This is a genomic window from Streptomyces sp. NPDC002076 (assembly GCF_053593835.1).
On record NZ_JBSFDI010000005.1, the window covers coordinates 260101 to 284978 of the forward strand.

The 24878-nt window shown below is 70.3% G+C and carries 22 protein-coding genes and 2 pseudogenes; 6 read left to right on the top strand and 18 right to left on the bottom strand.

Features of this window, described 5'->3' with window-relative positions; translation table 11 throughout:
* Nucleotides 1-10: 10 nt before the first annotated feature.
* Nucleotides 11-667 (bottom strand): dienelactone hydrolase family protein, encoded by a 657-nt coding sequence (locus ACWCQS_RS13235; RefSeq protein WP_451004727.1) that lies wholly within the window; start codon nt 665-667, stop codon nt 11-13.
* Nucleotides 668-1400: 733 nt separating this feature from the next.
* Complete coding sequence (locus tag ACWCQS_RS13240; protein ID WP_451004530.1) at nt 1401-1526, bottom strand: hypothetical protein; 126 nt, start codon at nt 1524-1526, stop codon at nt 1401-1403.
* 95 nt (nt 1527-1621) lie between these two features.
* Here ACWCQS_RS13240 and ACWCQS_RS13245 point away from each other — a divergent pair, with 95 nt between their 5' ends.
* The 3 genes from ACWCQS_RS13245 to ACWCQS_RS13255 all read left to right on the top strand — a co-directional run bounded on the left by ACWCQS_RS13245 (nt 1622) and on the right by ACWCQS_RS13255 (nt 5521).
* Nucleotides 1622-2083 (top strand): MarR family winged helix-turn-helix transcriptional regulator, encoded by a 462-nt coding sequence (locus tag ACWCQS_RS13245; RefSeq protein ID WP_451004531.1) that lies wholly within the window; start codon nt 1622-1624, stop codon nt 2081-2083.
* 53 nt (nt 2084-2136) lie between these two features.
* Nucleotides 2137-3858 (top strand): MFS transporter, encoded by a 1722-nt coding sequence (locus tag ACWCQS_RS13250; RefSeq protein WP_451004532.1) that lies wholly within the window; start codon nt 2137-2139, stop codon nt 3856-3858.
* A gap of 481 nt (nt 3859-4339) precedes the next feature.
* On the top strand, nt 4340-5521 hold the full coding sequence (locus ACWCQS_RS13255) for a hypothetical protein (protein WP_451004728.1): 1182 nt from the start codon (nt 4340-4342) through the stop codon (nt 5519-5521).
* Here ACWCQS_RS13255 and ACWCQS_RS13260 read toward each other — a convergent pair.
* From ACWCQS_RS13260 to gap, 11 genes are all read right to left on the bottom strand, one after another.
* On the bottom strand, nt 5441-5917 hold the full coding sequence (locus ACWCQS_RS13260) for a hypothetical protein (RefSeq protein ID WP_451004533.1): 477 nt from the start codon (nt 5915-5917) through the stop codon (nt 5441-5443). The two genes, ACWCQS_RS13255 and ACWCQS_RS13260, sit on opposite strands and share 81 nt — an antisense overlap.
* A gap of 54 nt (nt 5918-5971) precedes the next feature.
* A complete protein-coding gene (gene ptlI / locus ACWCQS_RS13265) occupies nt 5972-7366 on the bottom strand; it encodes a pentalenene oxygenase (protein WP_451004534.1) in 1395 nt (464 codons plus the stop codon).
* Between the two features lie 43 nt (nt 7367-7409).
* A complete protein-coding gene (gene ptlA / locus ACWCQS_RS13270; protein WP_451004535.1) occupies nt 7410-8423 on the bottom strand; it encodes a pentalenene synthase in 1014 nt (337 codons plus the stop codon).
* Nucleotides 8424-8548: 125 nt separating this feature from the next.
* Nucleotides 8549-9562 (bottom strand): polyprenyl synthetase family protein, encoded by a 1014-nt coding sequence (locus ACWCQS_RS13275; protein ID WP_451004536.1) that lies wholly within the window; start codon nt 9560-9562, stop codon nt 8549-8551.
* On the bottom strand, nt 9559-10458 hold the full coding sequence (gene ptlD / locus ACWCQS_RS13280) for a neopentalenolactone/pentalenolactone F synthase (protein WP_451004537.1): 900 nt from the start codon (nt 10456-10458) through the stop codon (nt 9559-9561). Before ptlD ends, ACWCQS_RS13275 begins: the two co-directional genes overlap by 4 nt.
* A gap of 35 nt (nt 10459-10493) precedes the next feature.
* On the bottom strand, nt 10494-12269 hold the full coding sequence (ptlE, locus tag ACWCQS_RS13285; RefSeq protein WP_451004729.1) for a neopentalenolactone/pentalenolactone D synthase: 1776 nt from the start codon (nt 12267-12269) through the stop codon (nt 10494-10496).
* On the bottom strand, nt 12266-13063 hold the full coding sequence (gene ptlF, locus ACWCQS_RS13290) for a 1-deoxy-11-beta-hydroxypentalenate dehydrogenase (protein WP_451004538.1): 798 nt from the start codon (nt 13061-13063) through the stop codon (nt 12266-12268). Before ptlF ends, ptlE begins: the two co-directional genes overlap by 4 nt.
* A gap of 127 nt (nt 13064-13190) precedes the next feature.
* On the bottom strand, nt 13191-14645 hold the full coding sequence (locus tag ACWCQS_RS13295) for an MFS transporter (protein ID WP_451004539.1): 1455 nt from the start codon (nt 14643-14645) through the stop codon (nt 13191-13193).
* A 58-nt stretch (nt 14646-14703) separates the two neighbouring features.
* Nucleotides 14704-15555, bottom strand: a complete 852-nt coding sequence (gene ptlH, locus ACWCQS_RS13300) for a 1-deoxypentalenic acid 11-beta-hydroxylase (protein WP_451004540.1) — start codon at nt 15553-15555, stop codon at nt 14704-14706.
* A 68-nt stretch (nt 15556-15623) separates the two neighbouring features.
* The gene (gene penM, locus ACWCQS_RS13305; RefSeq protein ID WP_451004541.1) at nt 15624-16820 is read right to left on the bottom strand and encodes a pentalenolactone synthase; all 1197 of its coding nucleotides are present in this window, start codon (nt 16818-16820) and stop codon (nt 15624-15626) included.
* A gap of 175 nt (nt 16821-16995) precedes the next feature.
* The gene (gene gap / locus ACWCQS_RS13310) at nt 16996-18000 is read right to left on the bottom strand and encodes a type I glyceraldehyde-3-phosphate dehydrogenase (protein WP_451004542.1); all 1005 of its coding nucleotides are present in this window, start codon (nt 17998-18000) and stop codon (nt 16996-16998) included.
* A gap of 138 nt (nt 18001-18138) precedes the next feature.
* On the opposite strand from gap, the gene ACWCQS_RS13315 reads away from it, so the two are divergent.
* Nucleotides 18139-18600, top strand: a complete 462-nt coding sequence (locus tag ACWCQS_RS13315; protein ID WP_451004543.1) for a MarR family winged helix-turn-helix transcriptional regulator — start codon at nt 18139-18141, stop codon at nt 18598-18600.
* A gap of 9 nt (nt 18601-18609) precedes the next feature.
* On the opposite strand, the pseudogene ACWCQS_RS13320 reads toward ACWCQS_RS13315, so the two are convergent.
* From ACWCQS_RS13320 to ACWCQS_RS13340, 5 genes and pseudogenes are all read right to left on the bottom strand, one after another.
* A pseudogene (locus tag ACWCQS_RS13320) lies at nt 18610-18839 on the bottom strand (PPOX class F420-dependent oxidoreductase); the annotation flags it as partial.
* A 5-nt stretch (nt 18840-18844) separates the two neighbouring features.
* Nucleotides 18845-19147, bottom strand: a pseudogene (locus ACWCQS_RS13325) (hydrolase); the annotation flags it as partial.
* A gap of 164 nt (nt 19148-19311) precedes the next feature.
* A complete protein-coding gene (locus tag ACWCQS_RS13330) occupies nt 19312-21504 on the bottom strand; it encodes an MMPL family transporter (protein WP_451004544.1) in 2193 nt (730 codons plus the stop codon).
* 263 nt (nt 21505-21767) lie between these two features.
* Entirely contained in the window at nt 21768-22421 is a 654-nt protein-coding gene (locus tag ACWCQS_RS13335; RefSeq protein WP_451004545.1) for a maleylpyruvate isomerase N-terminal domain-containing protein, read from the bottom strand.
* A 75-nt stretch (nt 22422-22496) separates the two neighbouring features.
* Entirely contained in the window at nt 22497-22862 is a 366-nt protein-coding gene (locus ACWCQS_RS13340; protein ID WP_451004546.1) for a 5-carboxymethyl-2-hydroxymuconate Delta-isomerase, read from the bottom strand.
* 263 nt (nt 22863-23125) lie between these two features.
* Between ACWCQS_RS13340 and ACWCQS_RS13345 the strand changes: the two genes are divergently transcribed.
* Both ACWCQS_RS13345 and ACWCQS_RS13350 read left to right on the top strand, forming a co-directional pair.
* Nucleotides 23126-23560: a septal ring lytic transglycosylase RlpA family protein gene (locus ACWCQS_RS13345; protein WP_451004547.1), complete on the top strand. Its 435-nt coding sequence runs from the start codon at nt 23126-23128 to the stop codon at nt 23558-23560.
* Between the two features lie 94 nt (nt 23561-23654).
* Nucleotides 23655-24803 carry a glycoside hydrolase family 19 protein gene (locus tag ACWCQS_RS13350; RefSeq protein ID WP_451004548.1) on the top strand — a complete coding sequence of 383 codons (1149 nt, stop codon included), beginning with the start codon at nt 23655-23657 and terminating at the stop codon, nt 24801-24803.
* Nucleotides 24804-24878: the final 75 nt, after the last annotated feature.

The following is a 24878-nucleotide window of genomic DNA, read 5'->3' on the forward strand; positions in this document are numbered from 1 at the left end:
CCTTCCCTGGTCAGCCGGCCTTCCCGGTCAGCCGCTCGTCGCACCACTGCCTGGCCACCTCGGCGACCTGTTCCAGCGCTCCGGGTTCTCCGAACAAGTGCGTCGCACCCGGAACGATGTGCACGGCGTGCGGGACCCGCAAGTACTGGGCCGCTTCCTCGTTCAGCTCCTGGACCTGCTGGTCCTGGCCGCCGACGATGAGCAGCACCGGGGCCTGCACCTGTCCCAGGGCGTCACCCGCCAGATCGGGCCGGCCGCCTCGCGAGACCACGGTCAGCACCCGGTCGGGGCGCTCGGCCGCGGCCACCAGCGCGGCGGCGGCGCCCGTGCTGGCGCCGAACAGGACGACCGGGAGGCCACGGGTGTCGGGCTGCGTGTCCATCCAGTCGATCGCGGCCACGAGCCGTCGGCCGAGGAGCGGGATGTCGAAGCGGTGCTCGCCGGTCAGCGCGTCGTGCCGCTCCTCCCGTTCGCTGAGCAGGTCCATCAGCAGCGTGCCGAACCCGGCGGTGCGCAGTTCGGCGGCCACCATCCGGTTGCGCGGACTGTGCCGGGAACTGCCGCTGCCATGGGCGAAGAGCACCACGGCCCGCGCCGCCGTGGGGACCACAAGGTCACCGGAGAGTGTGGCGTCGCTGGTGGGCACCAGAACCATGTCGGAGATCATCGGCATCACTTCTTCCACGCCTGCCGACCCAGCGGATTGGTGTACCCCGCGTACCCACCATATCCGCGCGAAAGGCCCCATGCCGGGTCGGCCGACCCCCTCTGCTGTCAGGGGGTTTAGGTACCTTCCGCGCATTCGGCACTTCACGGCATCGGTCCTGGTGAGGCGATGAGCGGCGGGTGGTCGTCCCTGGACGAACGGACCCGTCGGGAGATCGACACGGAGGTGCTGCACGACCGTCCGATCATGGCGCTCAAGGCCGCCTGGGACGCGCTGCGCCCGCTCGGGTCCGCCTTGCGCGAGGCGGAGGAGGTCGTCCACGCCCGCTACGACGTCCTCGGCGACCGCGTGCGACGCAGGCAGCCCGATCCGCCGGACGTCCCCTCGCTCTCGGCCCGCGCTGCCGCGCACCCGGGCCGGGTGGCCGCGATCGAGGCGGTCCGGGACGGCGACACGGTCCATGACTGGTTCGTGTGCCTGGTCGCGGTCCTGGAGGATCCGGACGGGGAAGGACATCTGGCGACCGTCCACCGGCGCACCGACGGGCCCCGGCCGGCCACCGCCACCACCGAGGCGGGGAAGGCCCTGGCCGACCATCTCGGGGTGCCGCTCCATTTCGCTTCCCCTGACGTCCCCGACGACGAGGCCCCGCGCTGGCGACAGGTCCAGCGGCCCGGGGTCTGCGGTGTCACCGATGTGCCGTACGTCTCTCGCGAGTCTCGGACCTGGCCCCTCACGCATCCAGCCCTCCTCGCTGCACCAGCCGGCTCGGGATCACGTTCCGCTGGATCTCGTCGCTGCACACGACGGTGCGCACGGCCTGGAGGTCGGAGCCACCGCCGGGTTCGGTCAGCGCCATCGCGGCACGACGCCGCCGGAGTCCGGAGGTGCCGGAACGGACGGGACCGACGGACCACACTTGATGCGTCGTACACGTATATGCATAATGCCCTTATGCATAAGCAGGTTATGGACCAGGTCGGCCCAGCGGACGCATCGGCCGAGCATCTGATGCTCGCCGTGGAGGACATCGTCCGGTACGTGCGCCGGAGCGCCACGGCCGGCGGCCTGAGCACCGCGGCCTCCTCCGCGCTCGGCCGGCTGGGGCGGGAAGGACCCCAGCGGCTGACCGAACTGGCCCGCGCCGAGAACGCCACCCAGCCCAACATGACCCAGCTCGTCACCCGCCTGGAACGCGCAGGGCTGGTACGCCGCACCGCCGACCGCACCGACGGCCGCGGGGTGCTGGTGGAGGCGACCGACACCGGCCTGGAGGTGTTCCGGCAACGGCGGGCCGAGCGCGCCGACGCCCTGGCGGAGCTCATGGAGGATCTGACCGGGCCGGAGCGGCACGCCGTGGCGCTCGCGCTGCCCGCGCTGGCCCGGGTGATCCAGGACCGCCAGGCACGTCCCTGAACCTGCCCGTCCCCCTCACAACCTCCCTGGAGAGAACCGGAGATGAAGCCGTCATGAGCGCACCGCAAGGAAAGACCGCCAGCCCGTTCCGGCAACCCAAGGCCGTCTGGGCTGTGGCGTTCGCCTGCGTGATCTCGTTCATGGGCATCGGCCTGGTCGACCCGATCCTGCCCGCCCTCGCCAAGAGCCTGCACGCCTCGCCCAGCCAGGTCTCGCTCCTGTTCAGCAGCTATCTGATCGTCACCGCGGTGGCGATGCTGGTCGTCGGCTGGTTCTCCAGCCGGTTCGGCGCCAAGCGCACCCTGGTCATCGGCCTCGCCGTCATCGTGGTCTTCGCCGCGCTGGCCGGCTCCTCGGCCTCCATCAACGGCATCGTCGGCTTCCGCGCCGGCTGGGGCCTGGGCAACGCCCTCTTCATCGCCACCTCGCTCGCGGTCATCGTCGCCTCGGCGAGCGGCGGATTCGGCGGCGCGATCATCCTCTACGAGACCGCACTCGGCCTCGGCATCGCCGTAGGGCCGCTGCTGGGCGGCGAGTTGGGCGCCATCAGCTGGCGCGGCCCGTTCTTCGGCGTCGCCGTCCTCATGGCGATAGCCCTCGTCGCGACCCTCGCCTTCGTACCGTCCCTGCCCAAGCCGGCCCGGCCCACCTCCCCCGTCGCGCCGCTCAGGGCGCTGCGCCACCGCGGCCTGCTGACGATGGGCATCATGGCCCTGCTCTACAACTGGGGCTTCTTCACCATGCTCGGCTATGCCCCCTATCCGATGAAGCTGAGCGCGCACCAGCTGGGTCTGGTCTTCACTGGCTGGGGACTGCTGGTGGCCCTGTTCAGCGTCTTCGTCGCGCCGCGCCTGCAGGCCCGCTTCGGCACCGCGCCGGTTCTCTACGCCAACCTCGTCGGCCTGGCCGTCGTGATGGCCGTCATCGCCACCGGCGTGCGGACACCGGCCGTGGTCATCGTCGCGGTCATCGTCAGCGGTGCCTTCATCGGCATCAACAACACCCTCACCACGCAGGCCGTCATGCTCGTCTCCCCCGTGGAGCGCCCGGTGGCCTCCTCCGCGTACGGCTTCCTGCGCTTCATCGGCGGCGGTCTGGCGCCGTACGTCGCCGGCAAGCTCGCCGACGCCACCGACCTGAGCGTGCCCTTCTACCTCGGCGCCGCCACGTTCGTCCTGGCCGTGCCCGTGCTGGCCAGCGGGCACGGCCTGCTGCGCCGGGCCGAGGCGGACACCGGTGAGAGCGAACCGATGGCGCCCTCGCTGACGCCCGTCGGCACCCCGGCCGCCATGGACACCCCGCCGGTCATCGTCGCCGTGGGCGCGCACGACCGGGCCGCCACCATCGTGGACGCGGCGGCCCGCCTCGCGCGGGACACCGGCAGCCCGCTGGAGGTCGTCCACGTCCAGCAGACGGCGGTGGTCGAGGAGCAGGCCGTCGAGACCGAGACCACCGAGCAGGCACGGGCGGCCGTGGTCGCGCACCTGGACCGTCTCGCGGGGCATGGCGTCGCCGCCAGCGGTCAGATCCTCCACAGCGTCGGCGATCACGCGGCCGCCGGCCGTGCGCTGGCCCAGCACGCGGCACGCGTGGGCGCCCGCGCTGTCGCGGTGGGCCGCTCGCCGCGTGGTCCGCTCGCCCAGTTCGCCGACGGCAGTCTCACCACGGCGCTCACACACAGCGCCCCGTGCACGGTCGTCCTGGTCGACGCCGACGACAGCCGTCGGCACCTGACGCCGGCGACCCTGGCGGAACTGCGCGCGAGCGCGGCCTGAGGTCCACTGCCGCCCCGCGCCGGACCCTTCCGGGCCCGGCGCGGGCGACCGCAGCACGCGGGGTATCCGCCCACGGGGAGCGGTTCAGCCGGCTTCCACCGGTGCGGTGAGTTCGTCCGGTTCCCGTGCTCCGGCCACGGCCCGCTCGATGACCGGTACGGCCGCCCCGCCCAGGTCCTCGACGGCGCCGCTGAACGGACGGTCCGATCGCCTGCAGAGCGAAACCGGCGGCCCAACCGGAGCGCAGCACGGCCGGCAGCGGCCCGATGGGCAGCTCCGGGCTCCGGGCCGGCCGCAGCACGTCGAGGCCGAACCCGGAACGGAGGACGCCGAACGGCTGGCGCTGCTGATGGTGCTGGGAACCCAGGAGAATCCAGCCCGCGCCATGAGCCCGGGACGGGCAGGATGCCGGAGGGACTCCCCTCCGGGTGTGTTCCGGATTGCGCTCGGGTTTGCGGCCGCTCATGGTCGGAGGGTGAGCATGTCACCCGCGCTGCGGCCGCCCGACAGCCCTCGTGAGACCGGTCGCGGTCGGGTGGAGGGTGCCCCGGGCGTTCTCCGGGCCCTTACCGTCTTCGCGTCCGTCCGGCTCGTCGGGGTCGTCCTGCTGATCGTGGTCGACGCGGTGGCCGGCCGCCCGTTCGGGAAGAGCCTGGTCCATGCGTGGGACTCGGTCTGGTATCTGCACATCGCCGAGCACGGCTACGGGACCCAGCTGCGCATCACCAGCACGGGCGCGGTCCAGACCGACTGGGCGTTCTTTCCGCTGTATCCGGGGCTCATCCGGGCCCTGCGCGGCTTACTCCCCCTGACCGCCGGGCAGGCCGGACTGCTCATCGCCTGGAGTTCCGCCTTGCTCGCCGTGTACGGCATCTACATGATCGGCCATCACCTCTACGGGCGGGCGGTCGCCACCGCTGTCGTCGCCCTGTGGGCCGTACTGCCGCCGTCGGTCACCCTCACCCTCGCCTACACCGAACCGCTGTTCACCGCATGTGCCGCCTGGTCGCTGTACGCCGTGCTGCGCCACCGCTGGCTCGCCGCGGGCTCGCTGGCGCTGCTGGCGGGCCTCGCACGGCCGAACGGGATCGCGGTCGCCGCGGCCGTCGCCGCCGCGGCCGCGCACGAGCTCGTACGGCAGCGTGGGCGCGCCTCCCCGGGGCTCCTTCTCGGCACGGTCCTGGGCCCACTGGGCTGGGCGGGTTATGTGCTGTGGGTGGGACGGCAGACCGGTGACCTGTGGCACGGCTACCTGCACGTGCAGAGTGCCTGGAACTCCCGTCTGGACCTCTCGGTCGGGCCCCTGCGGTTTCTGGAGTCGATGCCGTTGCAGGGCAGCTTGGTGGCCTATCCGGTGTCCGTGGTCCTCGTCGTGGCCGGCATAGCGTCGTTCTGCGTGCTGTGTCTGGAGCGCGCCCCGCTGCCACTGGTGGTCTTCGCGGGCGTGCTGCTGCTCTTGGTGGTCGCGGTGTCCGGCCCCTTCTCCTCCAAGCCGCGCTTCCTCCTTCCGGCGTTCCCCCTGCTCATCCCGCCGGCTCGCGCCCTGGTGCGGGCGTGGCGCGGGGGCCGGTCCTCCCGGGCCCTACTGGTGGGCGGCGGCCTCACGGCCGTGTCCCTGCTCTACGGCGTCTACCTGGCTGCGCTCGCCACCCAGCCGCTGTGAGGAGCCGCCCGAGCCGACGCTGCGCGCGGGCGAGCAGGCCGCGGCCGCGATCACCCATGCCACGGCGCGCGAAGCGGTGCTCACCTGGCCGTCCCTGCCAGAGGACGGCCGGTCGGCGAGAGCCCGCCGTGCGGGACGACGGCCCGGTCGGCGCTGCCCGGGCCCTGCGCACCGAGCTGCCCTCCGGGTGGATGTACAGGGACCGCCGGCCTTGGACACCAGCGGGCAGGTGGTGTCGATGACTTCGAGCTGCCGGCCGGTGGCGGCGGAGCACACGCCGCGGGAGACGCCGTACGCGGAGAACGCGCGGATCGCGCCGTGCGGGACCTCCTCCTCGCTGTCGACGATGACCGTGCCGCGCTTTTGCAGCTCCGGGACGATGCAGTGGTTGTGCACGATCTACGCCCGCGCAGAAGCCGCGCGGCTGGGCCAGGACGGCATTCCCTTCGCTCACATCGCGTCATCCCCGGCCGGTGCGGGGACGGCTGAGGCCGTCCGGCGTGGGGTGCGTGCGTCCAGCCTCAGGCGCAGTCGGCGCGGGTGGTAGACGGTGGCCAGCGGGACCGGGCGAATGTCCATGCCGGGCTCGCAGGTGACCCGCCAGCGGCCGAGGATGGTGGCGAGCCCCAGGGTGGCCTCGGTGCGTGCGTAGAGGTCGCCGATGCACTTGCGGGCGCCGGTGCCGAACGGCACGTAGGCGTGGCGGGCGGCCGGCGAGATGCGGTCCGGGAGCCAGCGGTCGGGGTCGAACTTCTTGGAATCGTCGAAGGCGTCCTCGTACTGGGCGACCGCGGCGGGGCTGAAGACGACGGTGGAGCCGGTGGGCAGCTGACGGCCCGCGAGTTCGGTCGGGGATGTGGTGAGCCGGGTGAACAGCCAGGCCGGCGGGTGCAGTCGCAGCGTCTCGGAGATGATCCGGTCGGCCAGGGAGAGGCTCGGCAGGTCGTCCCACTGCGGGGCGCGGCCGTCGAGGACGGTGTCGATCTCGTCGTAGAGCGCGGCCTCGATCTCCGGGTGCTGGGAGAGGAGGTAGAAGACCCAGGTGAGGGTGCCGGCGACGGTCTCGGTGCCGGCCGCCATCACGGTGATGACCTGGTCGTGGATCTCCTTGTCGCCGAGCCGGCCGCCGTCTTCGTCGCGGGAGGCGATCAGGGCGGCGAGCAGGTCGTCGCGCTCGGTGTCAGAGCTGCGGTAGTCGTCGATGAGCTGCTGGGTGGTCTCGTGCAGGAAGTCCAGGTTGCTCCTGTACCGGCGCTGGGACGGCAGGGGCAGCCGGCGGATCGAGGCCGGCAGGAACATCTGCCGGAACAGGCCGTTGAGCACCACGTCGAAGGAACGTTCCACCTTCGCCGCCATCTCGGGGCTGACGGGTGTGGAGTACAGGGTGCGGCCGACCGTGCGCAGGGCCATGCCGTACATCTCCTGGAAGGCGTCGACGACCATGCCGTCCTGCCAGCGCGACGCCGTGTCCTCGATCTCGGCGTGCATGGCCTCGGCGTACCGCTTGAGCTGACCGCGGGTGAAGGCCGACTGCATCAGCCTGCGCTGGCGGCGGTGGTCGGCGAACGGGCAGGTGACCAGGCCGTTGCCGGCGATGTCACGGGCGCGGTCGTAGAAGACGCCGCCCTTGTCGAAGATGCGGTCGTTGGTCAGGACGTGCCGCAGCAGTTCGGGGTGGGTCGGGACATAGGCCTTGGTGGGGCCGATCCTGATCTCGACCAGGTCGCCGTGGGCCGACAGCGAGGTCATGAAGTTCACGGGGTGACGCATCATCTGGAGGGCGTGTCCCACGACGGGGAGCGCCCCGGGCGCCGCACCCGCCGAGAAGGTGGTCTGCTCGGTCATTCGATCCCAACTTCCTGTCTACTGATCCCGGTGTGCGGTGCTGCTAGCGGGCGGTGCTGCCGAGTTCCTCCAGGTAGCCCTGGGCACCGGCGGCGAGCGCGAACTCGGCGTCGTAGCGACCCGAGGAGCGGTGCCAGTCGTAGGAACCGCGGATCACGGTGCGCACGGCGTCGTCGCGGTAGCGCTCCAGGGCCTCGCGCTCGGCCTCGTCGAGCCGGTAGATGTCGCCGACCTGCGGCAGGCAGGACTCCAGCAGGAGGTACTGCTCCAGGCGGACGCGCACCTCGCTCTGGATATGGGCGACGCTGCGGTCCTTGGACCAGCCGTGCTCCCGGCGCAGGATCATGACCATGTTGTTCTGCTCGCCGCGGGCCTCTTCCTTCTCCAGCGAGGCGATGTCGTTGAGCAGCAGATTGACGTCGACGGCGATCTGGAGCATCGCGGAGAGCACGGCGCTGTCGAAGACCCGGTGCGGCACCTCGAAGCGGCCGGCGCGCTCGGCGAGGTCGACCGTCGGCTGCACCCCGATGGTCTGCCGGCGCACGGCCAGGTACTGGGCGGCGGAGTTGTACGGCGTGTCCCAGAAGCGGCTCTCCGCCTCGTCGACGTAGCCGTCGAAGTAGCTGCGCCAGTGCCGGGCGCTGCGCGCGCACCAGGCGGGTGTCATGCCCTCGCAGGTGCGCCGCCAGATGTCGGCGAAGCCGTGGGCGATGGGGGGCGCGGTGTCGGGGAGGGGGCCGTCCAGCGCCGCCGCGACCGCGTCGGTGAGCTGTTTGGTCTCCTCCGGGTTCTCGCCGCGCGGCCCGTCGAAGAGGTCGTCGAAGAGGAAGAACCACGACATCAGGTCCACGCCCAGGTCCAGGTCGGCGCCGGTGGCGTGGGGGTAGAAGCGGGAGGCCAGGTCGGCGTAGCCACCGCGCAGATGGCGCTCGGCCGCCGCCTCGGACTTGATCAGCCCGAGCGACCGCGGCCAGGCGAGCTGCTCGGCGTCGGCCCGCGCGTGATCCGGGCTCTGCCGGCCCGGCAGGGGTATGTGGAAGTCGACGTCCTGGGGCATGAGGGAATCCTTGGGAGTGGGATGCGGAGAAGCAGCGGGCATGGTGGTGCCCTGGCGGGAGTGCTGCGCTGATCGGAGAGTCATGAGTCGGAAAGGGGCGTACGGGTACGGGGGTCGGCCCGGTCTCAGACCTCGCGGTCGACGACGAACCGCCCGAGCGCGAGGAGTTCGTCCCGCGCGCCGGCGTCCAGCTCGACACCGCGCAGCGCGTCCTCGGCCAGCACCATCCGCCGGGCGGCCTCGGCCAGCGCCCAGTCCCGGCCGCCGGCAGCCTCGATCAGGCCGGCCACGCGCCGCAGTTCCTCCTCGTCGGGTTCGCCGGCGGTGGAGAGCCAGGCGGCCAGCTCTTCGCTGAACGGGCCGTCCTGGTTCAGTGCGTGGCTCACCGGCAGGGACTTCTTGCGGGAGCGCAGATCGGAGTGGACCGGCTTGCCGGTGACGGCCGGGTCGCCCCAGATGCCGAGAACGTCGTCGACGAGCTGGAAGGCGACGCCGACGTGGTCGCCGTAGAGCGCCAGCGCGTCCACCGTCGCCTCCGGTGCCCCGGCGAGGACGGCGCCGATCGCGGCGCTCGCCGACAGCAGCGCGCCGGTCTTGCCCGCGGCCATGTCGACGCACTCCTCGACCGTGACGTGCGAGCGCTGTTCGAAGGACAGGTCCTGGACCTGGCCGCGGATCAGATGCCGGGTGGTGCGCGCCAGCAGCCGGGCGGCGGGCGCCGCCGTGGGCAGCCCGGTGTCCAGCAGCACCTCCTGGGCGAGCGCCAGCATCGCGTCACCGGTCAGGATGGCGCTGGAGGGACCCCACAGCTTCCACACCGTGCGCCGGTGGCGGCGCTCCTCGTCGCCGTCCATCAGATCGTCGTGCACCAGGGAGAAGTTGTGCACGAGTTCCACCGCGACGGCGCCGGGCAGGGCGACCTCCGGCGGTGCGCCGACCGCCTCGGCCGACAGCAGCGCGAGCGCCGGCCGTACGGCCTTGCCGGCGTCGGCGCTGGTGGGCGCGCCGCCGGCGGTGATCCAGCCGAAGTGGTAGGCCGCCTGGTGACGTGAGCGGTGGTCGAGCCGGTCGACGGCGGCGCGCAGCGCGGGTGTGATCGTGACCCGGCTGTGGCTGAGGCAGGCGGGGGCGGTGCTCATGCGGCGACCTCCGCGCGCCAGGGGTCGGTCGGGTCGTCGAAGATGCTGACGACCTGGCGCATGATGCGCCGTTCGGCCGGGTCGAAGGCCTGCTTGGCGTGGACGGTGCCGAGCTGGTCCCACATGACGATGTCCCCGGGCTGCCAGGTGTGGGCGTAGGTGTACTGGGGCTTGCCCGCGTGCGACAGCAGTTCGTCGAGCAGCTTGCGGCTGTCGTCGGGGGCGAGGTCCACGATCCGCTTGGTGTTCAGGGTGCTGATGTAGACCGACTGGCGGCCGGTGCGCGGATTGCGGGCGATGAGGGGGTGGATGGTGGAGGTGCCGTCCTCGGGCTGGATCTGCGCGGTGCTCTCGCCGAGGGACACCTCGCCCTGGAGCTCCTCCTCGATGGTCTCCTCGTACCCGGTGCGCAGGGCGTGGCGGACCCGGTAGGAGTGCAGACGTCTGCGCTCCTCGGGCGACAGCGACTCGTACAGGGCGTACATGTCGGTGAAGAGGGTCTCGCCGCCGCCGGAGGACGGCACTTCCACGGCCTCCAGGAAACCGACCTGGGACACGCGGGGGCGGAAGGAGTAGTCGGTGTGCCAGCCCATCCACTCGGCGTCGCCGACGCCGATCTTGCGGCCGTCCTCCACCAGGTTGGAGACGATCAGGATCTCGTTGTGGTCGGGGTGGGCGCCGCTGGTCAGACCGGTCTTCGGGATGTGGCCGAAGCGGCGGCCGAAAGCCAGGAACTCCTCGTGGGAGGGGGTCTCGTGGCCGCGGAAGACGAGGACGAGATGCGCGTCGAGCGCCGCCCAGATCTCCTCCAGCTGGGTCTTGTCCATGTCGCCGGTGACCTGGGCGCCATGCACGACGGCGCCGAGAGCGGCGCCGGGTATCGGCGTTACGTCCATGGGCGTTGCCGCCTTTCGCAAAGGGGACGGGGTGCTCAGCGCAGTTCGAGGCCGGCGAGGTCGCCCGCCTCGCGCCAGCGCCTGAGGAGGTTCACGAACTCCACCGAGCCGCCGCCGTAGCTGGAGTTGAGCAGGGGCAGTCCGCTCGGGTCGCCCTCGTTGTTGTAGAGGCCGGGCGTGCAGTTCTCGAGGAAGTCGATGTCGTTGCTGGCGAGCCGGAGGATCTCCTCGACCCATTCCTTCTCGCCGGCCTCGGAGGCCTCCACGACCCGGTGACCGCGCTCCTCGACGCAACTGACGATGTGCGCGAGGTGCCGGGTCTGCTCGCCCAGCATGTAGGCGATGTTGACGTGCCGGCCGGCCTGGACCTTGGACAGGATGAAGCAGTTGGGGAAGCCGTTCACCTGGAGTCCGTGCAGGGTGTGCGCCCCGTCCGCCCATTTCTCCGACAGCTTCACACCGTCGCGGCCGACGATGTCGTACCCGGCGCGGTCGGTGTACGGGACGGCGAACTCGTGCTCGTAGCCGGTGGCGAAGACCAGGCAGTCGACCGGGTACTCCCGGCCGTTCGCGACCACCCCGGCCGGGGTGAGCCGCTCCACGCCCTGTCCCTGGGTGTCGACCAGGATCACATTGGACCGGTTGAACGTCTGGAGGTAGCCGTCGTGGAAGCAGGGCCGCTTGCAGTACACGCGGTAGTACGGCTTGAGGGCGGCGGCGGTCTCAGGGTCGGTGACAACGCTGTCGATGCGGGCGCGCAGCTCCTCCATCTTGAGGAAGTCCGCCCGCTCGGCCGCGAGCGCCCGCTCCTTCGGCTCGCCCCCGGTGTCGCCGGTGGGCAGGATCGCGGCGGCCAGCTTGGCCGTGGTCTGGGTCCAGCGGTCCTGGACCAGATCCTCGTCCTGCGGGATGCCGGAGGTCAGCGCGTGGAAGTTCTCCATGCGGCGCTGCTGCCAGCCCGGTTCGAGGCCGTCCGCCCAGTCGGGCGGGGTGGGCCGGTTGCCGCGGACGTCTACCGCGGCCGGGGTGCGCTGGAAGATGACGAGCTGCTCGGCCCACTCGGCGAGGTGCGGGGCGAGCTGTACGGTCGTGGAGCCGGTGCCGATGACGCCGACCTTCTTGTCCTTCAGCTTGGTCAGGCCGCCGGTGCTGTCGCCGCCGGTGTAGTCGAAGTCCCAGCGGCTGGTGTGGAAGGAGTGCCCGGTGAACGTCTCCAGGCCCGGCAGTGCGGGGAGTTTGGGGCGGTGCATCAGACCGATCGACATGGCCACGTACCGGGCCCGGATCAGATCGCCGCGGTCGGTGCTCACCAGCCACTTCCCGGCGGCCTCGTCCCAGCGCAGCTCGGTGACGGTGGTCTGGAAGAGAGCGTCGCGGTAGAGGTCGTACCTGCGGGCGATCTTCTGGAGGTGGGCGAAGATCTCGGGCCCGGTGGAGTACTTCTCGGTGGGTATCGTGCCGATCTCTTCGAGCAGCGGCATGTAGATGTAGCTCTCGACGTCGCACCGGACGCCGGGGAAGCGGTTCCAGTACCAGGTGCCGCCGACGTCGCCGGCCTCGTCGATCAGCCGGATGCGCTCCAGGCCGGTCTCCTTGCGCAGATGGGCGCCGGTCAGCAGGCCGCCGATGCCGGCGCCGACGACGGCGACGTCCACCTCGTCGGTGAGCGGCTCGCGCTCCTGCCGCTCGGTGTAGGGGTCTCGCGCGTAGCGGCTGAAGTCACCGCGCGCGAACTGGTAGGTGCGACCGACGCTGCGCTTGTCGCGTTCCTGCCGGTATTTCTCCCTCACCGCTTCCAGGTCGATGGTCATTTCGTCGCTATGCTCGTCGCTTTCGGCGCGGGCCACGGCTCCTCCTCGGGGGAAGGGGACGGAAGGGAAACATGACGCCATACGTCGTCGAACTGATCGCGCAGCCGCAGCGGGGCGTCGCAGTTGCTGAAGAGATAGAAGCGGTCGGAGCCGAGGGCCTCCCACACGAGTTGGGCGACGTCCTCGGCGCTCACCGAGGTGTCGCCGCCCGCGCCGCGCGGGGCCGTCAGGCCTTGGACCATGGGGGTGTCGACCCGGCCGGGACACAGCACCGACACCAGGACCCCGGTGCCCCGCAGATCGGCGCGCAGACTGCGGGCGACCGCGAGGTCGGCGTGCTTGGAGGCGGCGTAGGCGGCGCTGCCCGCGCCGACGACGAAGGCGGACATCGAGGCGGTGTGGATCAGATGGGCGGGCCGGCCGCGCTGCAGCAGCCGGGGGACGAAGGCGCGGGCCACCAGGACGTGCGCCCAGTGGTTCACCTCGAAGACCTGCCGCATCCGCTCCAGCGGCACCTCCCACAGGGGCTGTCCCACGGGGCCGAGCACCCCGGCGTTGTTGCACACCACGTCGATGTCGCCGAGCAGGTCGAACGCCGTGTTCGCGAGCCGTTCGACGGCATCCGGGTCGGTCAGGTCGGCGGTCACGGCGGTGACCTGAGCACCCTGTGCGGTGAGTTCGGCGGCCCGGCGGCGCAGTGCGTCGCCTTCGACGTCCGCCATGACCACGCCGGCGCCGGCCCGGGCGAAGCGGGCGCTGAGGGCGAGGCCGATGCCGCTGGCCGCGCCGGTCACCACGGCTGCCCTTGTCTGTAAGTGCACTTGGCTGTCTCCGCTTCTGCGCGCGGGTACGCCGAGGGACGGCGCGCCGTTGCCCACGAGAAGGTCTGGATCAGATCGCGCCGTTCGAGGGGCGCGGGTGTCAGCGGGGATCGGGGAGCTTCAGGCTGATCACGAGCACGGTCACCGAGAAGCACCCCAACAGGGCGAGAACGAGCACGGCCGCCGACGCCGTCGACAGCCAACCGGTGAGGGAGACATAGAGGGTTCCGCCGACGGTCGCGCCCAGCGCGGTCGCCATCTGCTGGCTGGTCACCAGCACACCGCTGCCCATGCCGGCCTGCGCGGGGGGTACGTCGGCGAGGATCATCCGGAACAGCGTCGGGCCGGTCAGTGCCGCGCCTACGCCGAAGAAGCCGATCCCGACGAGCACGAGCGCCAGGGAGGGATGCGGCCAGCCCAGCCAGATCACCAGCGCCAGCAACAGCAGGCCCGTGCCCTGGACGAGGGCGCCCAGGGTGACGATCCGGCTGCCCAGGGCCGCCGCGATCCTCGGGGTGAACAGCGTCACCACGAAGAACGCCGCGGCGAACGGCGTCAGCACCCCGCCGGAGGCGAGCCCGTCGAAGCCGAAGTGGCCCTGCGCGATCAGCGCGTAGACGAACAGGAAGGCGCCGAAGCCGGCCGAGAACGGCACCACCGCCGCCAGCCCTCTGCGCATCCCCGGATGGGACAGCACCGACGGGGACAGCAGCGGTGCCCCGCCCCGCGCCTCCAGTCCGCGCTCGGCCCGCACCAGCGCCAGCGCCCCCACCGCGGCGACCGCGAGCAGCGACCACAACCACAGCGGCCAGCCCAGGTCGGGGCCCGCCACGACCACGGCCAGGACACAGACCATGGTGACACCGAACAGCACGGTGCCCAGCGGATCGAAGCCCGGCTTCGTGTCGGCCCTGGTCGCGGGGACGCGCCGGACGGCCAGCAGCGCGGCCACTCCGATCGGCACATTGATCGCAAAGACCGACCGCCAGCCGATCCCGGCGACGTCCAGCGAGACCAGCAGCCCGCCCAGGATCTGCCCGGTGACCATGCCGAGAGCCGCGGTCGCGCCGTACATGCCGATCGCACGGGCGCGCGCCTGGCCCTCGGTGGCCGCCTGGATGGTCGCCAGCACCTGCGGTACGAGCATGGCGGCGGCGGCACCCTGCAGCAGCCGGGCCGCGACGAGGAACTCGATGGTCGGGGCGAGTCCGCACAGCGCCGAGGTGACGGTGAACGCCGCGAGCCCGTAGGCGTACAGGCGCCGTCTGCCGAAGGCGTCACCCAGCCGTCCGCCCAGGACCAGGCCGAGCGCGTAGGTGAGGCCATAGCCGGACACCACCAGCTCCAGTGCGGCGGCACCGCCGTGGAGGTCGTCACTGATCGAGGTCAGCGCCACATTGACGATGGAGGCGTCCACGATGGACAGGGCGTATCCGGTGAGCACCACCACGAGGGCGATGCCACTGAGCCCGGCGGCGGCCGGTTCCGTGCCGGCCGAGGGCTCCGGTGTTGCGTTGGGCCCCTTCAGAGGGGGGAGGCCCTCGCGTTTCGTCATGCGCTGCCTACCAGGCGTTCGTGGGGGGACGGTTGAGGCGGGTGCGGGGGTGACAACGTCACTCGATGGTGGTGGGAGTGCCGGTGATCTTCGACAGGATTCCCTTGGAGGGGTCCTTCGCGGACTCCGTCCAGGGGGTCAGGGCGTTGAATCCGCGGTGCGAGGAGGCGGGCTGGATGCGGGTGTCCATCGACATCCGCATGCCGGCCGGGTTCACCGAGACGTTCGGGATGGACTTGTGACACATGAAGGCGTGGAAGATGATCACGTCGCCCGGTTCCATGGGCGAGAACAGCAGTTGCTCGTCCGAGCCGAACTCCTCCGCCGGGATTCCGCGCACGGCGTGGCCGAAGCGGCGGAAGTTCTCGGTGACGACGTGCTCGCGCGGACCCTTCTTGTGGCTGCCGTCGGCGACCGCGACGCCGCCTATGTCGTGGGTCGTCGGGAGCAGCGGTATCCAGACGGTGCGGAAGTCCTTGTTCGGGCCGATGTAGAAGCCGTCCTGGTGCAGCGGCGTCAGGAAGCTCGGCTCCGCGGAGCCCGCGGCGGAGGGGTAGTAGCGGATCGTCGTCGACTTGAAGACGAAGACGGGCTCGCCGAAGACCTTCTCCCAGACCTTGAGGGACGAGGGGTGGTTCCACAGGTCGTCGTACTTGACGTAGTCGTGCATCGCCACCTCGTCGACCGCCTCGAAGGACTCGATGGTGAGGGTGTCGAGCGTGGTGCCGGGGGCGGCGTGGCCGAGTGCGATCAGGCCCTCCAGCATCTGCTCGGCGGCGGTCCGCACGAGTTCACGGTCCAGAACGCCGCGCAGATGGACGTAGCCGTGCTCGTCGTAGAACCGGTCGAGGGCCTCACGGTCGTCGAGAAGAGGCGTGCAGTCGGCGTAGTCGTTGAAAGTGTCCGTCATGGTTCCTTGTCCTCGTGACGACTGTGCGTGGGGGAAGGAGCGTCAGACATTCGCTCGTGCAACGCCACTCAGAAGGTGACGGGGAGTTCGTCGAACCCGCCGGTGATCCGGTGCTCCTGCCAGCGCAGCGACTCCTCGGGTACCGCGAGCCGCAGGTTGGGCAGTCTGCGGAACAGTCGCTCGAACACCGCGGTGAGTTCGATCCGGGCCAGCACGCGGCCGATGCAGTGCCGGGTGCCGTGCCCGAATGCCATATGCGACTTGGGCTTGTCCCGGGTCAGATCGAGCACGTGGCTGTCGGGGAACGCCCGGTCGTCGATGTTGGCCGCGCCGATGGCCAGCATCACCGCGTCCCCGGTCCGGATCACTGTCTCGCCGACGGTGATGTCGCTGTGCGCGTAGCGGGGTATCAGCGCGTTGGATCCCTTGCCGCCAACGGCCAGGCGCAGGATCTCCTCGACCGCGGCCGGCGCGAGTCCGGGATTCTCGGCCAGCAGAGCACGCTGGGCCGGATTGCGCAGCATCAGCAGGACGCCCATGTCGATGCGCACGATGGTGGTCTCGTAGCCGAACAGCAGTACAGCGCAACCCAATTGGGCGATGTACTCAGTGGACAGCGTGCCGTCCTTCTCGGCGATCAACTCGGACAGGATGTCGTCGCCCGGCTCGGTTCGCTTGCGCACCACCAGTTCCGTCATGTAGTCGACAACCTGTTGAAAGGTGTTCATCGAGTGCCGGCTGTCGCTCTGGTCGAATGTGCCTCTGGCCCACTGCCCGATCCGCTCCCGGTCGGCCAACGGCACGCCGAGCAGATCACAGACCACCATGGTCGGCAACGGAAACGACAGCGCGCGGTGCAGGTCGACCGGCGCGGTGCTGGTGGCCAACTGGTCGAGCAACTCGTCCACGTGGTGCTCGATCCGGGTCTTCATCAGGCGCATCCGGCGCGTGGAGAACCTGGGCACAAGCAACTCGCGCATCCGCGGATGCTCGGTGGCCTCGGTGTGGTAGTCGTCCCCGGCCATCAGCGCCATCATGGTGATCCTGGCCGTGTTCTTGGCCGCCGGCTCCGGCTTGGGATCACTGAGACCGAGTCGGCGGTCGGAGAGCAGTGCTTTCACCTCGTCGTAGCGGGTGACCAGCCAGGCCTCTTCGCCGACGGTCCGCACCCTGGTGATCGGCCCCTCCTGCTGCAGTGCGCGCATCCGGGGTGCGACGCCGAGTATGGACGGGTTGTCGAACGGTAACGCCGGAAGTTCGTTCATGTGGTCTGTCCTCGTGGCGTGCAGGGGATTCGCCGGGCATCCGGGCACGCCGACGGCATCGGTGGCGTCGGGTGCGCTGCGCGCCGGTTCACGGGCGCGCAGCAGCGACGGCCGCCGCTTCGGCGGACGACCGTTGCTGACGTGCGGGTGGTGCAGACGCCGGGTCGGCGAGGAACTACAAAGACGACCCGATGACCAGTGCCAGATCGATGAGGCGGTTCGAGTAGCCCCACTCGTTGTCGTACCAGCCGACGACCTTGACCTGCGGGCCGGACACCCGGGTGAGCCCGGCGTCGAAGACACAGGAGGCCGGGTCGCCCACGATGTCGGTGCTGACCAACGGCGCGTCCACATAGGACAGCAAGCCCTTGTACGGTCCCGAGGCCGCCGCCGCGTACGCCTCCTTCACCTCGTCCACAGTGGTGCCGCGGCGGGTGGTGACCGTGAGGTCGGTGACCGAGCCGGTGGGGACGGGCACCCGCAGGGCGAAGGCGTCCAGCCGGCCGGCGAGTTCCGGCAGGACGAGGCCGATGGCCTTGGCGGCGCCGCTGGAGGTGGGCACGATGTTCAGGGCCGCGGCCCGGGCCCGGCGCAGGTCCTTGTGCGGGGCGTCCTGCAGGTTCTGGTCCTGCGTGTAGGCGTGGACCGTGGTCATCATGCCGGTGTCGATGCCGATGGAGTCGTGCAGCACCTTGGCCAGTACGGCGAGACAGTTGGTGGTGCAGGAGGCATTGGAGATGATGGTGTGGCGCTCGGGATCGTAGTCACCGTCGTTGACGCCCATCACCAGCGTGATGTCCTCGCCGCTGGCCGGAGCGGCGATGATGACCTTCTTCGCTCCGCCTTCGACGTGTGAGCGCGCCTTCGCGGCGTCGGTGAAGATGCCGGTGGACTCGATCACGACGTCCACGCCCAGGTCGCCCCAGGGCAGGGCGCCGGGGTCGCGCTCGGCGAGGACCTTGATCGTCCGGTCGCCCACGCGGATCGCGCCCGGCTCGGCGGTGATCTCCTCGGGGAAGCGGCCCAGAATCGAGTCATAAGCGAGCAGGTGGGCCATCGTGGGCACGTCGCCCAGGTCGTTGACGGCGACGATCTCCAGCTCCGAAGTCCGCGCGGCCGCCGCACGGAAGACGTTGCGACCGATGCGCCCGAAGCCGTTGATGCCGATTCGCACAGTCATTGGTGTGTTCCTCACCTAGCGCTCTACAAATCCATTGACGCGCCGTTGCGCCGAGGTGCAATGCAAACCGTGCGCCTGGACGGGACGCCGGCACGCAATCGATCAGGAGCTTATATAAGTCTGCGATACATTTCCAGGGTGACTTCTACTCAGCGTGCCGACAGCAACACGGACTTGGATGTCGGTGACCTCACCAGGGCGATCGAGAACTTCAACCGCTACTACATCCGGCTTCCCGCGGTGCAGAAGCTGTCGTTCACGACACTGTCCGTGCTGGACACACTGGCCTGCAGCGGTCCGAAGCGGCTGACCGAACTCACCAAGACCGAGCAGATGAGCCAGCCCGGGCTCACTCAGCTGGTCACCCGGCTCGAGCGCGACGGTCTCGTGGAACGCCGCCCCGACCCGACGGACGGACGCGCCGTCCTCGTCCACATCACCGACAGGGGCCGAAAGATCGGCCAGGTCCGGCGGGAGGACCGGGGCCGTCACCTGAACCCGCTGATCGCCCAGCTGACGCCCGCGGAACGACAGGCGATCGCCGCGGCTCTGCCCGCCCTGACCCGCCTGGCGGAACTCGGGGCCGAAGCCGGACGGTAGGGACCAGCCATTCAGGGCCGCCCCGTACAGCCGGTCCGCCCGCAGCCGGATCACGACCCTGCGCCCGGCCGGCTGCCGGGCGAGGAAGGCGTCTTCGTCCTCGGGCCTGGCGGCGGGAGCCTCGCGAGGAGCTCCCGCCCGACCGCGTCACCGGGCACATGCAGCGCCGCCCGCGGATCGTGCCGCAGGTGCTTCGCCTTCACGCGGTCTGCCGTCGTGGACAGCCGCACCCATCGGGCCGCCGTCAGTTCGTGTACACCTCGGCCCGGTCCACGCTCACGAACGCGGCCTGCGACTGGGCGTCGTGTTCGCCGGTGACCCCGGATCCGCAGTGTGTGCCGGCCATACGGAAGCCGGGGCTCACGTACTGGAGGGTCTCGCCGGTGCGGATCGCGCCGTAGTAGTCGACGCGTTGCTCCGCCGCGCCGTCGACGCTCATGGCCGCGACGCCGTTGCCGGTGTCGCGGACGGACAGCAGGGCGATGCGGGTGCCGGTGAAGGTGAAGGTGGCGGTGTTGCCGGCCTGGTCGCTCCAGTGGTCGTCGCCCACGGCTTGTCATAGCCGGAGGCGACCGTACCGGGTTCACGCTCCAGGGCCGGTTCGCCGGTCGGATGAGGATGTCGGCCGTACATCGCTGCTCATGCGGACGGGGAGTCCGGTCGGGCCCTCATGGGGCCTGGCCGGGCTCCCCGTCACGCCACCCGCTGCCGCTAGTTGCGGCGCCCCGCGGGGTCGTGGGCGATGGAGCCCCGGTCGGCGCCGGGCGCCGGCCCGGAGCCGCTGACACCGGTGCCGGCGTCGGCCGTCGCGGCCTCGGCCCGGTCGCCATGCCCCGGCCACCACGCGGCATGGCCGATCAGCGCGGTGAGGCTCGGGGTGAAGAACATCGCCATGACGAAGGCGGCGACGGCGATGCCGAAGGAGACGGCGAAACCCATCTCCGTGAGCAGCGAGTTGCCCGCCAGCATCATCGTGGCGAAGGTCGCCGCCAGGATGAAGCCGGCCGCGGCGACCGTCGGCCCGGCGTGCCGCAGCGCCATGCCGGCCGCCTCACGCGGCTCGCGGCCCTCGCGGGCCTCCTCGCGCAGCCGCGCGATCATGAGGATGTTGTAGTCGGTACCGATGGCGACCACGAACAGATACATGATCACCGGGAGCATGAACATCAGACCCGAGTGGCCCTGCCCCTTCTGGAAGATCCACACGGTGGCGCCGAGGGTGGCGCCGAAGCCGAGGCCCACCGATGCCATCAGGTACCAGGGGGCGACGACACTGCGCAGCAGCAGACCCAGGATCACCATGATGAGGAGGGCGGCCACCGGGAAGACCGTCTTGTAGTCATGGTTCACCGCGGTGTTGATGTCCTTGTAGATCGAGGACATGCCGCCGACGATCGCCTCGGTGCCGTCAGGGGCGTCGGCGTGTGCCACGTCCCGCACCCGGCCCACGGTGTCGATCGCCTTGTCCGTCGACGCCTCGTACTTGAGCGTGACGGTGAAGTCCGCGGTGCTGCCGTCCTTGTTCACCTGCGTCATACGGGCGCTCGCGACCCCGTCCACGGCGCCGAGCTTGCGCGCGTACGCGTCGAAGGCGCTCTTGTCCAGCGGCTTGCCGTCGGTGCTGGACAGGTAGACGTCGGTGGGGGCCGCGGCGCCCGCCGAGTACGCCTTCTGCATCTGGTCCTGGACGACCATGGACTCCTTGGTCTTCGGCATGGAGCCCGACGCCAGGTCGAACGTGGCGTGGTAGCCGAGGATACCGAGCGACAGCGCGACCAGGATGAGACCGGACACCCCGGCGGTCAGCGCGGGGCGGCGCTGCACACCGCGGCCGAGGGCGGCGAACCGGGCGTTCTCCGGCTCCTTCTGCCAGGACTTGGAGGGCCAGAAGACCTTCGGTCCGATCAGCGAGACCACGGCGGGGATGAGGGTCAGGCCCGCCACGAGGGTGGCGGCCACCGCGATGGCGAGCGCCGGGCCCATCTGCTTGAGGAAGCCCAGGGTGGACAGCACCAGGGCGAGGAACGCGATGATGACGGCGCCGGCCGCCGAGGCGATGGCCTCACCGACCCGGCCGACCGCGTTGACCATGGCCTGCTTCGGTTCGTCTCCGGCGCGCAGGCGTTCGCGGTACCGGAACATCAGGAAGAGGAAGTAGTCCGTACCCACGCCGAAGAGCACGACGATCAGGATGGACGAGATGGAGCTGTTGGCCTGCAGGTCGAACAGCTTGGTGGCGTACGCGATCAGGCCGTTGGCGATGGCCGAGACCAGGCCGATCAGCACCAGGGGCAGCACGGCCAGGATCGGCGCCCGGAAGATGATCAGCAGGGTCACCAGGATGATCACGAAGGTGCCGATACCGATCAGCGCCTGGCCACGCTTGGACGAGTCCTGCTGGTCGAGCGCCTGCGCGGCGGAACCGCCGAGCTTGACGTCGAGATGCGTGCCCTTGGCCAGCTGCTTGACGTCGTCACGCAACACCTTGGCCGCGTCCGCCTGTTTGGGCTGGCCGGCGTTCTTGCTGTCCATCTGCACCAGGGTCAGGTCATACCTGCCGTCCTTGGACGGCTGGCCGGGGACGACCTTCTGCACCTGGTCGATGTGCTTGTTGCCCAGTTCGGTGGTGATCCGGGCGACGTCCTGCCTGTCGGCGGCGGTCAGTGTGCCGCCGTCCGTGCGCTGGTACAGCGCGATCGCGGACGGGGTGAAGGCGCTGGGGAACGCCTTCTGCTGGAGATCCGCGGCTTTGATGGACTCGTAACTCTTGGGCAGGAAGCTGCTCTCGTCACTGTTCGAGGGCAGACTTGGAGCGGTGGCGACGATCGCCACCGCGGCGATCAGCCATGCCACGATCGTCCACACGGGATGTCGGACGACAGTGTTGCCAATACGTCGGAACATGCGGAAGGTCCTCCTGGACAGGAAGATCACCGCAGCCCGGGGAGCGGTCCCTGGCATCGGCGACCCCGATCGGCACGTATGGAACGGGCCGGTCGAACGGTTGTCTTGCGGACATATGGTAGTGACCGAACGCGAAGATCATCTCGTCATCCGGTCTTGGTTTCCGGCCATGTCCGAGTGCACTGGGGACGTTTGAGCACTCGTCCGGAGACCGACGACCGGGCCGGTCGGGCCGGTCGGGCCGGTCGGGCCGGTCGGGCCGGTCAGCCGAGAACGAACGGCAGCCTGGCGGCGAAGTCGCCCAGCGCGGCCTGCTCCTCCTCGGTCGGCGTACGTCGTCCGGTGCCGATCAGCAACGCGTCCTTGTCGGAGAACGAGGCGGGGAACGGAGCCCCGGCGATCTTCTCCAGCGAGGCGCGCGCCGCCGCGAGCGTCTCGGCGGGCGGCTCGGCGGCCGACGGCAGATGGGCGATCAGGTCGAGGTGGTGCAGGGTCCACTCGACCACGTAAGCGGACAGGTAGTCCCCGACGGTGAGCACCTCGTCGCGGGTGCCGACACGGACGGCGGGATCGGCGAGCCCGGCGGCGCGGCCCGCCGCGGAACCGACGTCCGCCAAGTGGAACTTCAGCAACCGCGGCTCGCCGTAGGCGGCGGCCAGCCGAGGGATCAGCGCGTCGAGCGGATCCTCGCCGGTCGGGGGTTCGACCAGGTTCCAGTAGGTGACCGCGTCCACGGTCGGTTCCGTGTCGGCGGGTGTCACCAGGGTGATCAGGACGTCCTGGGCGTCGATGACGAGGTGGCACACCAGGTCCCGTACCAGCCAGCCGGTACAGCCGGACGGCCGCTCGAAGTCCTCGTCCGGGAGTTCCGCGACGGCTGTGCGCAGTGCCGTCCAAGAGCGTGAGAAGAGATCCACTGGCCGCACGCTAGTGCGGGGCCGACACGGCGGACAACCGAATTCGGTGCGCGGTGTCCGGCCCCGGCCGGCGGCTCAGCGCACCGATGGCGAAAGCCGGTAGGAGGCGGCGAGGTCGCGCACCTCCACCGAGAGGAACAGCCGTTTCCCGTCACCGTCGTCCACCGGCAGATGCTTGGCGAGCAGGGCCAGTACACCCTCGGACAGTCGTGCCTTCCGCGCCTCGGGGCGGCCGGGCATGAGGCCGACTTCCACGTGCACGAAAACGGCCCCCGCGCTCGCCGTGTCCCCGACGTACGTCTCCGCCGGCCTGAGCAGCGTCTTGCACACCCCCGACGTACCGGATGCCTCCACCACGAACGGATGCAACTCCTTCACAAGGGCGCAAGTGTCGAAGGCTCCGGCCAGGTGGGAGGAGTAGTCGATGGTGAGGTAGGGCATGGCGGGCCTTTCACACGTTCCCCGTAGCTTCACCAGGCAACTTAACGGACGGCACATCTGCTCGACACCGAGGGTCGTCACCCACGGCAGCAAGCCGCAACTCCCTTTCTTCATGGCTTACTTCAGACCTTGACCCTCAATGGTCTGTACCTCTAGCTTCACAGCTCAGCCACGCATCGCGCGCCGTGCTCACCGTTGGCCGTCCCTTCCGGAGGTGCACGCTGCCCGATGCCCACCCCCCACCCGAAAGGCCGCCTTCCTCCATGGCCAGGTCCGTTTCCGTCGCCGTTCTCACAGCCGCGCTGGGCCTCTCCGCATGCCTGCTCACCTCTTCCCCGGCCCAGGCAGGCGCGGACGCGCCGGCGGCGCAGGCATCCGACACCTGCTGGGCGACCCACTACGGTCCGCAGCCGCCCGGCGCCCTCACGGCCAGCGGCGAACTGTTCGACAACAACGCCGACACCGCGGCGACCTCACTCAGCCGTCAACCCCAACTGCCCTTCGGCACGCGGGTCCAGGTGACGAACACCGCCAACGGCAGGTCGCTGGTGGTCCGCATCAACGACCGGGGCACGTTCGCCTGGACTCCGCAGGTGCCCAAGTGCCTGGACCTGACCGACGGCGCCTTCGGCCGGCTCGGCGGAAGCCTCGATCCCGACGCCGGTCACATCGTCGTCACGGAGACCGTGCTCGGCTGACGGCCCCGTACCCACACCACCGTCCGGCAGCACGGCACATCCGCCGGAACCGGCACCGAACCCCATCCCCCGACCAGGACTGGAGCACCTGTCGATGCACCTCCGCCTCGCCGAACTCCCGTACAGACCCATACGCCTGGGGCGTCTCGGACGCTCTCTGGCCGGCGGCGTCGTCGCCGCCCTTCTCGCCGCGCTGTTCATCGCCACGCCCGCCCGGGCCGCGGACGGCCAGATCACCGGGCTGGCCGGCAAGTGCGTGGACGTGGCGGGAGCCAACAGCGCCAACGGCACCGCCGTACAGCTCTATGACTGCAACGGAACCAGCGCCCAGAACTGGTCGAACCCGGGTGACGGCACGCTGCGGGCGCTTGGCAAGTGCCTGGACGTCGTCGACCGGAGCACCGCCGACGGCGCGGCGGTCCAGTTGTGGGACTGCTCCGGCGGCGCCAATCAGCAGTGGGTGGTCACCTCGGCCCACGACATCGTCAACCCGGCCGCGAACAAGTGCCTTGACGTACGGGACAACAACAGCGCCAACGGCACGCGGCTGCAGATCTGGACCTGTACGGGTGGGGCGAACCAGAAGTGGAACGCTCCGGCCGGCGGCGGAACCGGCACTCCCTCCGGATTCGTCGTCTCCGAAGCCCAGTTCAACCAGATGTTCCCGAACCGGAACAGCTTCTACACCTACAGCGGCCTCGTCCAGGCCCTGAGCGCCTACCCCGGCTTCGCGAACACCGGCAGCGACACGGTCAGGAAGCAGGAGGCCGCCGCCTTCCTCGCCAACGTCAGCCATGAGACCGGCGGGCTGGTGTACGTCGTCGAGCAGAACACCGCCAACTACCCCACCTACTGCGACTGGAGCCAGCCGTACGGCTGCCCCGCCGGACAGGCCGCCTACTACGGGCGCGGCCCGCTCCAGCTCAGCTGGAACTTCAACTACAAGGCCGCCGGTGACGCACTCGGCATCGACCTGCTGAACAACCCCTGGCAGGTGGAGAACAACGCGGCCGTCGCCTGGAAGACCGGCCTGTGGTACTGGAACACCCAGTCGGGACCGGGCACGATGACCCCGCACAACGCCATGGTCAACGGCGCCGGATTCGGCCAGACCATCCGGTCCATCAACGGCTCCCTGGAGTGCGACGGCAAGAACCCGGCCCAGGTGCAGAGCCGCGTCGACGCCTACCAGCGTTTCACCCAGATCCTCGGCGTCCCGCCGGGGAACAACCTGTACTGCTGATCACGTCTCCCAGCCTGGGGGCACATGCCCCCAGGCGCTGGGCGCCCGACAAGATCAAGACGCGTTTCATCACAG

What these genes read in the sequence shown, in the direction of transcription:
- ACWCQS_RS13350 (WP_451004548.1), top strand. Translation starts at nt 23,655, where the DNA reads ATGCACCTCCGCCTCGCCGAACTCCCGTACAGACCCATACGCCTGGGG.
- ACWCQS_RS13255 (WP_451004728.1), top strand. Translation starts at nt 4,340, where the DNA reads ATGTCACCCGCGCTGCGGCCGCCCGACAGCCCTCGTGAGACCGGTCGC.
- ptlI (WP_451004534.1), bottom strand. Translation starts at nt 7,366, where the DNA reads ATGACCGAGCAGACCACCTTCTCGGCGGGTGCGGCGCCCGGGGCGCTC.
- ptlH (WP_451004540.1), bottom strand. Translation starts at nt 15,555, where the DNA reads ATGACGGACACTTTCAACGACTACGCCGACTGCACGCCTCTTCTCGAC.
- gap (WP_451004542.1), bottom strand. Translation starts at nt 18,000, where the DNA reads ATGACTGTGCGAATCGGCATCAACGGCTTCGGGCGCATCGGTCGCAAC.
- ACWCQS_RS13340 (WP_451004546.1), bottom strand. Translation starts at nt 22,862, where the DNA reads ATGCCCTACCTCACCATCGACTACTCCTCCCACCTGGCCGGAGCCTTC.
- ACWCQS_RS13345 (WP_451004547.1), top strand. Translation starts at nt 23,126, where the DNA reads ATGGCCAGGTCCGTTTCCGTCGCCGTTCTCACAGCCGCGCTGGGCCTC.
- ptlE (WP_451004729.1), bottom strand. Translation starts at nt 12,269, where the DNA reads ATGACCATCGACCTGGAAGCGGTGAGGGAGAAATACCGGCAGGAACGC.
- ACWCQS_RS13250 (WP_451004532.1), top strand. Translation starts at nt 2,137, where the DNA reads ATGAGCGCACCGCAAGGAAAGACCGCCAGCCCGTTCCGGCAACCCAAG.
- ACWCQS_RS13275 (WP_451004536.1), bottom strand. Translation starts at nt 9,562, where the DNA reads ATGAGCACCGCCCCCGCCTGCCTCAGCCACAGCCGGGTCACGATCACA.
- ptlD (WP_451004537.1), bottom strand. Translation starts at nt 10,458, where the DNA reads ATGGACGTAACGCCGATACCCGGCGCCGCTCTCGGCGCCGTCGTGCAT.
- ACWCQS_RS13245 (WP_451004531.1), top strand. Translation starts at nt 1,622, where the DNA reads ATGCATAAGCAGGTTATGGACCAGGTCGGCCCAGCGGACGCATCGGCC.
- ptlA (WP_451004535.1), bottom strand. Translation starts at nt 8,423, where the DNA reads ATGCCCCAGGACGTCGACTTCCACATACCCCTGCCGGGCCGGCAGAGC.
- penM (WP_451004541.1), bottom strand. Translation starts at nt 16,820, where the DNA reads ATGAACGAACTTCCGGCGTTACCGTTCGACAACCCGTCCATACTCGGC.
- ACWCQS_RS13240 (WP_451004530.1), bottom strand. Translation starts at nt 1,526, where the DNA reads ATGGCGCTGACCGAACCCGGCGGTGGCTCCGACCTCCAGGCCGTGCGC.
- ACWCQS_RS13235 (WP_451004727.1), bottom strand. Translation starts at nt 667, where the DNA reads ATGATCTCCGACATGGTTCTGGTGCCCACCAGCGACGCCACACTCTCC.
- ACWCQS_RS13330 (WP_451004544.1), bottom strand. Translation starts at nt 21,504, where the DNA reads ATGTTCCGACGTATTGGCAACACTGTCGTCCGACATCCCGTGTGGACG.
- ACWCQS_RS13295 (WP_451004539.1), bottom strand. Translation starts at nt 14,645, where the DNA reads ATGACGAAACGCGAGGGCCTCCCCCCTCTGAAGGGGCCCAACGCAACA.